Origin of the sequence: Brachybacterium fresconis (assembly GCF_017876515.1) — a bacterium.
GTDB classification, from domain to species: domain Bacteria; phylum Actinomycetota; class Actinomycetes; order Actinomycetales; family Dermabacteraceae; genus Brachybacterium; species Brachybacterium fresconis.
In genome coordinates, this window is record NZ_JAGIOC010000001.1 from 2,079,221 (window position 1) to 2,090,787 (window position 11,567).

The following is an 11,567-nucleotide window of genomic DNA, read 5'->3' on the forward strand; positions in this document are numbered from 1 at the left end:
GGGCGTCTGCCCGACACGGTCGGGCGCGGGAGTCAGGCCCGCGCGGTGCCGCCTCGCGGTCAGAGCACGAAGAGGGCGGCGCCGGCGGCGCCGGCGAACGCGTCGAGGCGGCCCCGGATCAGCGGCACCAACGGGAATCTCTCCCCCACTCCCTCGGCGACGAGGGGACGGACGGCCTCGAGCAGACGATCGTCGGTGTCGAAGAGATCTCCGGTGAGGATGACCTCGTCGGGGTCCACCAGCGTGGTCGTGAGGACGAGGGCGCGCGCGATCGAGCGCGCCACACGGTCGAGGACCGGTCGCAGCGCCGTCGGGTGGGCGGCGATCGCCCCGGGCAGCTCGGACGGGGAACGCAGCACGATCCCGTGGGTCCGGAGGGCGGCGAGCACGGCAGGGGTGGAGGCGACCGTCTCCAGGCACCCGGATCGTCCGCAGCGACAGGTCATGCCGGGGTCCTCGACCGGGAGGTGGCCCACCTCCCCCGACATGCCCGTCGCGCCGAGGTCGAGAGCGCCCTCACGGACGACTGCACCGCCGACGCCCTGATAGCAGCGCACGTGCAAGGTCGTGCGTCCGTCCTCGGTGCCCGCAAGGTGCTCCGCGAACGCGGCGAAGCGGGTGGTGTTGTCCACCTGGACGGGAACGCCGTGACGCGCGGTGAGGTCGCCGACCAGGGCGTGCCAGGGGGCGCGCTCCGGACGGGTGAGGGAGACCGGGCCGGAGACGCCCAGGCCGATGCCGCGCAGGGCGGGGGTGCGCTGCGGGAGCTCGAGCCCGTCGAGCAGCTCGTGCACGATCCGGTGCCGGGGGCCGACGCCGAGGTCGTCCTCGTGGGCGCGCTCCTCCTGCCCGAGCGTCTCGCCGAGGATGTTCAGGGTGACCACGCGGACCGCGCCGTGGGCGAGGTCGATGCCGATCGCGCGCACGGCGTCGGGATCGACGGCGAGGCGCTCGGTGGGGCGACCGCGACCGTCCTGCTCGTCGTGCCCGACCACCACGATCGCGCCCTCGTCCGTCAGGCGGGTCAGGACGGCGGAGACGGTGGAACGCCCCAGCCCCGTCGTCTCGGCGATCCGGGCGCGGGTCAGCACCCCGCCTGCGTGGAAGGCCTCGATGACCTCCCTCTCGCGCGCAGAGGCGGGAACCTGATGCGACCCCGTCGTGGACATGGCGACCACGGTAGAGGGAGCGATTTCTTCCGGGCGTCAGGTGCAGAATTAGCGCCCGAATGTCGCTCACCTCACATCTGATGGCCGCCCTCGCACCGCGGCTCCGAGTGCTGATGGCTCGGCAGACCCGCGGCCGCATCACCGCTCGCAGGGCGTCTCCGGCGGCGCCGCCGACGACTGCTCTCCGTGTGCCGGCGACAGCGCCTCGTGCGCATGCCTCGCCCCGAGCGATCATGCCCACCCGCCCCGTGCCGATCCCCGGTGCAGCGGGAACCGCGCCCGCGATGCGGCTGACGTCGCGCGACGACAGGCGTAGCGTGCCCACATGGCTCCCGATGCGCAGTCCGTCCCGACCTCCACTCCCGACATCACCGCCGACGTCGTCGTCCTCGGAGCCGGCCCCGTCGGCGAGAACGCCGCCCAGTACGCGATCGAGGGCACCGAGCTGACCGCGGTGCTGGTCGAGGGCGAGCTGCTGGGCGGGGAGTGCTCCTACTACGCCTGCATCCCCTCGAAGGCCCTGCTGCGCCCGCCGTCGGTGGCCGACGCGGCCGCGCACCTGCCGGGCATCACCACCCCGACGGTGCAGCGCGAGGAGCTGCTGGCCCGGCGCGACACCTGGGTCTCCCACTACGACGACTCCGGCCAGGTGCAGTGGGCCGAAGGTGCGGGAATGCAGGTGGTGCGCGGGCACGGCCGGATCGCCGGCGAGCGCGAGGTGCTCGTCGAGCCCGGCGACGGCACGGCGCCGACCCGCGTGCGGGCCCGTCGCGCCGTGGTGCTCGCGACCGGGTCGCGGGCCGTGATCCCCGAGCCGCTGCAGGCCCTCGCCCCCTGGACCTCGCGCGATGCGACCGGGGTGCAGGAGGCCCCCGAGCAGCTGGTGATCGTCGGCGGCGGCGTGGTCGCCGTGGAGGCCGCGACCTGGATGGCCGCGCTCGGATCCCAGGTGACGATGCTGGTGCGCGGCACCGGTCTGCTGACCGGCTTCGAGCCCTTCGCCGGGAAGCACGTGCTCGACGGCCTCGAGGCGCTCGGCGTCACCGTCGAGCTGGGAACCTCGGTGGTCTCCGGCGAGCGCGCCGCGGTCCGGGAGACCGGGCTCGGGCGGATCCACGGCGGGCCGGTCCGGCTCCAGGTGGAGGACGCTCACGGCCGACGGGACGTCACCGCCGATGAGATCCTGTCCGCCACCGGTCGCCGCCCCGCGCTGGGGGACATCGGGCTCGAGCACCTCGGGCTGAGCCCCGAGGACATCACCGGCGCGCCCCGCCCCACCTCGGACGATGCGACCGGCGCACCGCTTCCCGCCTGGCTGCACACCGTGGGCGATGCCGGCGGCGAGGCACCGCTGACGCACTGGGGCAAGTACCGCTCCCGAGTGATCGGCCAGGCCATCCGCGCCGGCGCGACCGGGGAGACGCCGGAGCCGGTGCCCGAGACGGTGCCGGTGCCGCAGGTGGTGTTCACCGATCCGCAGGTCACCTCCGTCGGCCTCACCGAGACGGCGGCCCGCCGGGCCGGGCACGCGGTGGTCACCGCACAGGTCCCCTACAGCGGGGCGGCCGGGTCCGCGCTGCTGCGCGACGACGTGGCCGGCACCGCCCAGATCGTGGTCGACACCGACACGAGGACCCTGGTGGGTGCGACATTCGTCGGCCCCGACGCCTCCGAGGTGATCCACTCCGCGACGATCGCGATCACCGGCCAGGTGCCCGTGCACGTGCTGCGGCACGCAGTGCCGAGCTTCCCGACGGTCTCCGAGCTGTGGCTGCGGCTGCTGGAAGAGCTGCCGCGGGAGCTGCGGGTCGGCTGAGCCGGGCGCCGCGCGTCGGCCGAACCGGGCACCGCGCGTCGGCCGAACCGGGCACCGCGCGTCGGCCGAACCGGGCGCCGCGCGTCGACGGGACCGAGCGCCGCGCGTCGGCGACACCGGGCACCGCGCGTCGACGACACCGGGCACCGCGAGTCGACGGAACCGGGCGCTGCGGGCGGGCTGAGCCGGGCCCGCAGCTCGGCGCCTCCGCCGCTGTCTCTCGCACCTTTGGAGGAGATGACAGATCGCACTGGTCGCGAGCCGTGCCGATCCGGTGGAATGGGGATCGACAGCACCCGTCGGCCCCGTGCCGGTCGACCCTCGGAGGATCATGTTCGCCACGTCCAGACGCCGGCGCCGGCTGCGCCGTGCCCGACCCGGCGACGGCAGTGCGCTGCGCGACCTGCGCTGGTGGCACCTGCTGACCCGCACCCAGTTCTTCCTCGAGCCGTCCGAGGAGCAGGGCAGACCCGAGCGCTATGCCGTCGACGTCCGGTACCTCGCCTCGGAGCTCGAGGGCGGGAAGCTCGCCGAGGGCTCACGGCACGCTCCCGTGTCCCTGTATCGCGACGGGGTCCAGCAGCACATCGCGAATCCGCCGGTGGCCTTCGCCGTCCCCGGCGGCATGATCGAGGTGGCCACCAGCGCGTACGGCCTGACCCGCATGCACCACGTGCCCGAGGACGGCCCCGCCCGTGCCCTGCGTCCGCACCCTGGGTCGCTCGAGGGTCTGCGGGCCCGCTTCGGCCGACGGTTCCCGCGGGCCAGTGCCATGATCGGCGCCCTCGCCATCGTGGTGCTGCTGGCGGGCCTGGTGCTGATGGTCCCCCAGGCCGCGGAGCTGGTCACCGGGATGGAGGTGGTGGCCGAACGCGTCGGCACCTTCACCTCACCGATCTCGCTGCCGGTCTGGGCGAACACGACCGTTTTCATCGCGGGCATCCTGGCCGCGACCGAGCGTGCACTCACGCTGCGCAACCACTGGCTCATCGACGCCGACACCACCTGGATGGCCTTCGACTGACCAGACGCGCGACCGCGTCACCGCAGTGCGCGAGTCCTCGCGCCGGACGAAGCCCCTCGCGGCGATGCCGACATCCCATCCCGCGCCGACACCCGATCCGAGGAGCAGGAGACGATGTCCGCACAGCACGAGACGATCACCCCCACCACGATCTGGTTCGACTCCGAGGGGGTGCGCTGCGCCGGTCAGCTCTATCGACCACCGAACCCTGCCGGCGCACCTCCGCTGGTGGTGATGTGCCATGGCGTCGGCGGGACCGCTGCCCGTCTCCGCAGGCAGGCGAGCTCCCTCGCCGAGGCCGGGTTCGCAGCGCTGGCCATCGATTACCGAGGCTGGGGTGACAGCGACGGCACACCGCGTCACGTGCTGGATCTGGCAGGCCAGCGCAAGGACCTGCGCAGCGCGATCGCGTCGGCCCGCCGGCTGGAGGGCGTCGACACCGACCGGATCGCCCTGTGGGGCGTCTCACTCGGCGGCGCCCACGTCGTGCACCTCGCCTCCGAGGGCGCTGCGATCTGCGGCGTGATCGCGCAGGTGCCGTTCAACGGATTCCCGCGCAGGATCGAGGGCCGCGGCCCGCGGCAGACCGTCCGGCTCCTGGCCGCGATCACACGGGACCGGCTGCGGCGCCGCCGCGGGAAGGGTCCGCACTACATCCCGATGGTCGGCCGACCCGGCGAGCTCGCGCTGGTCACGTCCGCAGACGCGGCCCAGCACGTGGAATCGCTGGGCGCGGAGGAGGGCGCACCGAGTGTCATCGCCCCGGGCGGCGTGCTCGACATGATGCGCTATCGGCCCAGCGACCTCGCCCACCGGCTCAAGGTCCCCCTGCTGGTGTGCGTGGCCGCCTACGACACCGAGACGCCGCCCGAGCTCGCCGCGCAGATCGCCGGGCGCGCGCCGCACGGTCGGCTGCGGTCGTACCCCGCGACCCATATGGACTTCTACGGCGACCCGGATCTGTGGTCGCGCGTGGTCGGTGACCAGGTGGCGTTCCTGCGCGAATGCTTCGAGGGGTGAGGGTGTCGCCCCAGCCGCGCTCGGACGGCGCCTCGTGACCTCCTCGGGCACCGGTCCCGGGGGCACGCTGCAGTCGGGCTGCATCCAGTGGCGCTATGCCAGCAGCCACCGCCGATACGGAGGGGACCTGCTCACCGAGCGCCCGTGGATACGACGACCCCACCGGCACGACCGTCGACCCGGCACGACCGTCGACCCGGCACACCCGTCGACCCGGAACACCCGTCGACCGGAACACGCCCTCCGTCGGCTCCCCGCACGACGAGAATTCGCTCGCCGAACGAGATCGCCGCCTCCTACTCTCGACCCGTGACCTCCGAGCCCGCCACTCCCCCGCCCCGTGCCGCCCCCGATGCCCTGTACTCGGACCCGCGCCTCGCGGCCTGCTACGACACCTTCGACGGCGAGCGCGACGACCTCGACCACTACGAGGCGATCCTCGCCGAGCTGGACGCACGCTCCGTGATCGATGTCGGGTGCGGAACGGGAACGCTGGCCGTGCGGCTCGCGGCCTCGGGCCTCGACGTCACGGGGGTCGACCCCGCCGCGGCCTCCCTCGAGGTGGCGCGCAGCAAACCGTCGGCCGAGATCGTGCGTTGGATCCACGGCACCGTCGGAGACCTCCCCGAGCTCGTGGCCGATGCCGCGGTGATGACCGGGAACGTGGCGCAGGTGTTCACGACCGATGAGGCCTGGTCACACACCTTGCAGGGGATCCGTGCCGCGCTGCGTCGGGGCGGGCACCTGGTGTTCGAGTCCCGTCGGCCCGAGCGTCGCGCCTGGGAGGAGTGGCAGGCCGAGACGGCTCAGCAGGCGTGGGACGTGCCGGGCACGGGTCGGGTCATCTCCCGCCCTACTCGCTTCGAGGTCGACCTCCCTCTGGTCACCTTCGCCGATGAGTTCACCTTCCTCGACGGTGCGACGCGCACCTCGACCACCACGCTGCGCTTCCGGGAGGAGCACGAGCTGCGCTCCTCCGTGGAGGCGACGGGCTTCACCGTCGTGGAGATCCGGCAGGCCCCTGACCGCCCGGGCCGCGAGTTCGTGGTGATCGCCCGGGCGGTCTGACGAGCTCCGCGCGGGGCCCGGGCATGCACGATTCTCGCTGCGGTCAGCACGCTCTCTACCGGGCCTCAACGTATCCACTGGCGCTCTATGAGCAAGCTGGTTCCTATACGACGGAGATTGCTCGCGGAGCGCCAGTGGATACGACAGGCGCGGAGTGCCGCACCCGCGCGGCCGATCGGCCGGGCACGCTCCCTACCGGACACGCCTCCCCGCACGTCAGGCACCCCCAGGCATCCCCCCAGGTCAGGCCCCAGGTCAGCCCTGCTGGTCGGTGCCGGTGTAGAAGCCGTAGGTGGCGTCGGCGCGCTGCTGGGCGACGTCGGCGTCCTCGCCGGAGGCGGTGTGGGCCACGGCCCAGCCGTCGGCCGCGCCGCGGTAGAAGGACTTCCCCTCGTCGGTGACCGCCCAGCCCTCGGCCTCCGAGGGGGCCAGCGAGCCGTCGGTCGCCCCGAGGTGGAGGGCGAGGCCCAGCAGTCCGCCGTCCCAGCCGACGCCGGTGGCGCCGGGCCCGAAGGTCTCCCACATCTCGGCGGGGATGTCCGCGGTGCGGCTGACGTGCTCGAGCTCGAACCGGGTCTGCTCGCCCTCGGCAGCGAGCCGGACGGTCACCCACGAGACCGCGCCCATCATCTCCCAGGTGACGCGGTACTCGGCCGCGCCGTCGGCGGGCGGCTCGCAGACCAGGATCTCGCCGCCGGCGTTGCCCTCGAACTGGTAGCGGCCGCCGAGGCGGAGATCCCCGCTGATCGGCAGGAACCAGCGCGGGATGCGCTCGGCGGAGGTGACGGCGTCCCAGACGTCGTCGATCGCGGCGGGGTAGGTCTGTTCGAGGCTCTGGACGTGGGAAGGCTCGCCGTCGACCTCCTCGGTGCGGTAGCTGCGGCTGACGGATGCGAGCTGGGTGGGGACGTCGACCATGTCAGGTCTCCTTCGGTGTGGTGCCGGATGGGTGTCGTCGGTGCTGGGTGAGGACGTCGACCATGTCAGGTCTCCTTCGGTGCGGTGCCGGATGGGTGTCGTTGGTCGTGGGTGGAAGTCAGGTCCCCCTCCGCCGCGCCGCCAGCACGATGCCTCGGTAGGCGAGACCGACCGCGACCAGTCCCAGGCCTGCCACGATGGAGCGTCCGGGCAGGGCCGCGACCAGCACCAGACAGCCGACCAGGCCCACCACCTGCAGGAACCTCGGATACAGCCGCCACTGCCCCTCCTGGGTGAACGCGGCGAGGTTCGCGACCGCGTAGTACAGCAGCACCCCGAAGGCCGAGGCGGCGATCGCGACCAGCGCGTCGGAGGCCAGCAGCACCAGGGCCAGCACGGCCAGCGCGGCCACGATCTCGGCGCGCTGCGGCACCGCGTAGCGGTTGCTGGAGCGCGAGAGGTACCGGGGCAGGTCGCCCTGGCGGGCCATGGCGAGGACAGTGCGGGAGACGCCGGCGATCAGGGCCAGCAGAGCTCCGGCCGCCGCGGCCACCGCCCCGATGGTGATGATCGCGTGCCAGACCCCTCCGGCCTCGACCGACTCCAGGGCGGTCAGGAACGGGGCCGGCCCCCATCCCTGGCCTCCGGGAGCGGGGCCGACGAACACGAGCAGGATCGACAGCGTCAGGTACAGCGTGCAGACCGCGGCCAGGGCGACCAGGATCGCGCGGGGGATGGTGCGGCGGGGTTCGATGACCTCTTCGCCGAGGGTGGCCACGCGGGCGTAGCCGGCGAAGGCGAAGAACATGATCGCGGCGGCCTGGAGCACGGCGAGCGCGATCGCGACGGTGCCGCCGGAGCCGGCGCCGAGCGCCCCGGCCAGGCCGCCGTCCCATAGACCGGCGTTCTGACCGGCGAGAGGCCCGGGGATGGTCGACAGATGGGTGGCCCCGGCGTCGCCGTCGGTGGAGTCCAGCCCTTCGGTGGGGTCGATCGGCGCGCGGGCGAGGCCGACGACCAGGCGCCCTGCGGTCAGCACGAGCGCGGCGATCGCCACGGTGACCAGGACCCGGGCGAGCGCCGCGGTGCGCGTGATGCCCATGAGGTTCACCGCGGTCAGGGCGATCACGACGACGGCGGCGACCGGGCGCTGGGCCGGTTCGGGCACCAGGTAGGCGGCGACCACGAGGGCCATCGCGGCGCAGGAGGCGATCTTGCCGATCACGAAGCACCAGCCGGCGAGGAAGCCCCACCAGGGGCCGAGCTGCTGATTGGCGAAGTGGTAGGTGCCGCCGGAGGACGGGTGCTGGGCGGCCAGCTGCGCCGTCGAGGTGGCGTTGCCCAGGGCGACCACGGCGGCGATCAGCACGGCCAGCGGCGCCAAGGTGCCCACCAGGTCCTGCGCGGCGCCGAGGGAGACGAAGGCGCCGGCCCCGATCATCGAGGCGAGCCCGATGACGACCGCGTCCCCGAGACGCAGGCGACGGACGAGAGCCCCGGAGGAGGCGGGGCCGACGGAAGTGCTCATGGGTCCATTCTCAGCGAGGGATCGGGTGATGGCCACGGGGCCGGGCGTCGGGCCGTCGGTCGCGCGGGCGCTCGATCCCTCGGCCGCGGCTCAGTCCTGGCGCCCGGAGCCGTGGCCGATGCCGCTGTTGCTGCCCGGACCGGAGCCGTTGTTGTTGCCCGGGCCGCGATTGTCGTTCTCGCGGGGGCCATTCCCGTGGCCGTGGCCATGACCGTGCCCGTTTCCGTGCCCGTTTCCGTTTCCGTGCCCGTTTCCGTGCCCGTTTCCGGGATGCCCGTCGTCGTCCCCGCCGTCGTCGGGGAAGCCGGCGTCCAGGCCCACGATCATCGGATCATGATCGGAGGAGCCGAACACGCCGCCCTCATAGAGGTCGGTAGCGTTGTTGTGGAACCGCGAGTACTGGGTCATCACGGATTCGGGGCCGTTGATCTGCCAGTCGGTCGCGCCGGTGACCCGTTCGGCACCGTCCGCATCGGCGAGCAGGTGGTCCAGCGAGCCGACCATGCCGCCGTAGCTGTAGGACCAGCCCTGCGGATCGTAGGTGTCGCCGAGGTCCACGTAGCCCTGCTCGTAGAACAGCTGCAGCGGCTCCTCCTGGGTGTAGGCGTTGAAGTCGCCGCCGTGGAAGACGTCCTGGACCCCGAGCTCGTCGGCGGTGGCCTCGCTCCAGGTCAGCAGCGCTTCGGTCTGTTGCAGGCGTGAGGTGCGGGCGTTGCCCTGGACCGGATCGTCCTCGAGATCGGCATCCTCCGCGTCCTCGGATCCCTTGGACTTGAAGTGGTTGATGGTGAAGAAGAACGGCTCGCCCTCGAGCTGGTCGTCGCCGGTGCCCTGCACGGGCACGAACACCTGGCCGATCGGCTCGCGGGCGTTGTCGAACGCCTCATCACCAGCCAGGATCTGGACCTCGCCCGAGGGTTTCACCGCCGCGGGCTGGTAGATGATCGCGTTGGTGATCACGTCCTGACCGCCGTCCAGGCCCTGGGCGGCGTAGGCGTCGCCGGTGGGCACGTAGTCCCAGGTGCCCTCCCCGTCGCGCTCGTTCAGCGCGGCGACCAGGGTGGCGGTCGCCTCGTCGGGCGTCTCCCCGAGCCGGGCGGAGTTCTCGATCTCGGTCAGTCCCACCACCTCGGCGCCGGTGCCGGAGATCGCCTCGACGATCTTGGTCTGCTGACGCTCGAGGTCGTCGGCTCCCCAGGCGCCGCGCAGGTCGCAGCCGCCGCGCACGGTGGTGCCCTCGCCGTCCATGTTGGTGTAGGGCTCGCAGCCGGGGGTGTCCTCCCCCAGCGTGGTGAAGTAGTTCAGCACGTTGAAGGTGGAGATCTGCAGGTCACCGCCGACCTCGTCGGGCGCGTCCTGGCGGGTGTCCTCGAAGTCCACGCCATCGGTGTCGGCCCCGCTCCACGGGGTGGTGGTGTTCAACCGCCACTGGTCGAAGGAGTAGGAGACCACGACGGGGTCGGTGAAGGTGGCGGACGCTCCGACGCGCACCGGCTCCTTCGTAGTCAACCAGCTCATGGGCTGTTCGGGGTTCTCGGTGAAGTTCGTGGTACGGCCGTCATCCAGCAGCACCAGGTTCTGGGCCTGCTGCTCGAAATAAGCGGTGGCCTCCGCGCCGGGGGCCATGATGTCCCCGGCCTGCTGCAGGGGCTCGTCGCCGATGGCCAGACCCACCTCGCCGTACTGATTGGTGGCGTACACATCGGTGACGGTGAAGTCGCCCTCGCCGGGCAGGTACAGCATGTGCTCGAGGCTCTCGCGCCGGGTCTCGTCGGTGGGGAAATCGCCCTCGAGGGTGGTCGGCTGGACCGTCTCGAGCGGCTCGGTGAGCTGCTCCAGGCCCTCGGCGCCGACGGAGACCTGGGTGGAGCCGTGGTATTCGGAGACCTCGCCGGTCACGCGCACGGAGTCGCCGATGCTGACCTCAGTGGAGGTCTCCGGGGAGTACACGAACAGCGCGGTGGAGCCCTCGTGGGAGGAAAGGTCCACCTCTCCCCCGGTGCCGCCGGTCTGGATGACGTAGCCGTCCAGGCCGCCGTCGGCGTAGACCGCGGTGACCACGCCCTCGGTGATCACGGAGGTGCCGTCCAGCGGGCTCTCGGCGCCGGTGCCCTGGATCTCCGCGATCGTCGCGGCGGTGGGATCGGCCGGCGGGTCCTCGGGATCACCCGGGTCGCCCGGGTCCCCGGGGTCGGTCGGCTCGGCGCCTGAGGGCGTGGGGGTGGGCTCCCCGGTGACGAAGTCGGTGGAGTTCTCGCCGGTGGCCTCGACACGGGAGACCGAGGTGGCATTGGTGGTCGCGGGAGCAGGCGCTTCGCCGGAGAAGGTGACGGCCTCTCCCCAGCCGACGAGGTCCACCACGGCCGGGTCCTCGGCGCAGGTGGCGCCGTGGCACGCGAGCTCCCCCGCGGCGTTGGACAGGGCGAACACGCCGCCGGAGCCGGAGGCGTTGATGCCGCCGACGAGGTCGGCCTCGGGCAGCGGTTCACCGTTGCCGTTGCCGTCGGCGAGCTCGATGAGGAAGGTGCCGCCGGCCGAGACGGTCCCTTCCAGGGCGAGGGTGTTGTGGAAGCTGCCGGTCTTCGAGGCGTACTGCAGCGACCAGCCGTCCAGGGAGAGGTCCTCACCGCTGGTGTTGCGCAGCTCGACGAAGTCGTTCTGCACGGTGGCGCCGGAGTTGCCGCCCCCGCCGTAGACCTCGTTGATCTGCAGGTCACCGGGTGCGACCACGGCGGCCCGGGCGGAGGGGACGAGGCCGGGGGTGAGGCTGATGCCGAGGGCGAGCGCGGCGGCAGCGGACCCGACGCGGGCCAGATGCGTGCGCAGCGCGGCGCCGTGGGTGGGGGTGCTCATCGCGGGGAACTCCTGGGGGTGGGGATGGGGTGAGTCTGCTGCGGGGGTCCGACGGACGGGGCGGATATCGCTCCTGTCCGACGGGCGTCGTGCGGCCGTCGGGCGGGCGGGCGTCGGGCAGCCGTCGGGAGGTCGTGCGGTCGGGCGGCCGTCGGGAGGTCGTGCGGTCGT

At 72.7% G+C, this 11,567-nt stretch carries 8 protein-coding genes; 4 read left to right on the forward strand and 4 right to left on the reverse strand.

Annotated elements, in window-relative coordinates:
- Window positions 1-59: 59 nt before the first annotated feature.
- The gene (locus JOF44_RS09495; protein ID WP_209890221.1) at window positions 60-1,169 is read right to left on the reverse strand and encodes an ROK family transcriptional regulator; all 1,110 of its coding nucleotides are present in this window, start codon (window positions 1,167-1,169) and stop codon (window positions 60-62) included.
- A 325-nt stretch (window positions 1,170-1,494) separates the two neighbouring features.
- Here JOF44_RS09495 and JOF44_RS09500 point away from each other — a divergent pair, with 325 nt between their 5' ends.
- From JOF44_RS09500 to JOF44_RS09515, 4 genes are all read left to right on the forward strand, one after another.
- Window positions 1,495-2,985, forward strand: coding sequence for an FAD-dependent oxidoreductase (locus JOF44_RS09500; protein WP_209890224.1), 1,491 nt, complete (start codon window positions 1,495-1,497; stop codon window positions 2,983-2,985).
- 331 nt (window positions 2,986-3,316) lie between these two features.
- Window positions 3,317-4,009, forward strand: coding sequence for a hypothetical protein (locus tag JOF44_RS09505; RefSeq protein WP_209890227.1), 693 nt, complete (start codon window positions 3,317-3,319; stop codon window positions 4,007-4,009).
- Between the two features lie 114 nt (window positions 4,010-4,123).
- Window positions 4,124-5,029, forward strand: coding sequence for an alpha/beta hydrolase (locus JOF44_RS09510; RefSeq protein ID WP_209890230.1), 906 nt, complete (start codon window positions 4,124-4,126; stop codon window positions 5,027-5,029).
- A gap of 309 nt (window positions 5,030-5,338) precedes the next feature.
- On the forward strand, window positions 5,339-6,097 hold the full coding sequence (locus tag JOF44_RS09515) for a class I SAM-dependent DNA methyltransferase (protein WP_209890233.1): 759 nt from the start codon (window positions 5,339-5,341) through the stop codon (window positions 6,095-6,097).
- 255 nt (window positions 6,098-6,352) lie between these two features.
- Here the strand turns inward: JOF44_RS09515 and JOF44_RS09520 are convergent, their stop codons facing one another.
- The 3 genes from JOF44_RS09520 to JOF44_RS09530 all read right to left on the reverse strand — a co-directional run bounded on the left by JOF44_RS09520 (window position 6,353) and on the right by JOF44_RS09530 (window position 11,396).
- The gene (locus JOF44_RS09520) at window positions 6,353-7,015 is read right to left on the reverse strand and encodes an SRPBCC domain-containing protein (protein WP_209890236.1); all 663 of its coding nucleotides are present in this window, start codon (window positions 7,013-7,015) and stop codon (window positions 6,353-6,355) included.
- A gap of 118 nt (window positions 7,016-7,133) precedes the next feature.
- On the reverse strand, window positions 7,134-8,543 hold the full coding sequence (locus JOF44_RS09525) for an APC family permease (RefSeq protein ID WP_209890239.1): 1,410 nt from the start codon (window positions 8,541-8,543) through the stop codon (window positions 7,134-7,136).
- A gap of 90 nt (window positions 8,544-8,633) precedes the next feature.
- Entirely contained in the window at window positions 8,634-11,396 is a 2,763-nt protein-coding gene (locus JOF44_RS09530) for an ExeM/NucH family extracellular endonuclease (RefSeq protein ID WP_209890242.1), read from the reverse strand.
- Window positions 11,397-11,567 lie beyond the last annotated feature (171 nt).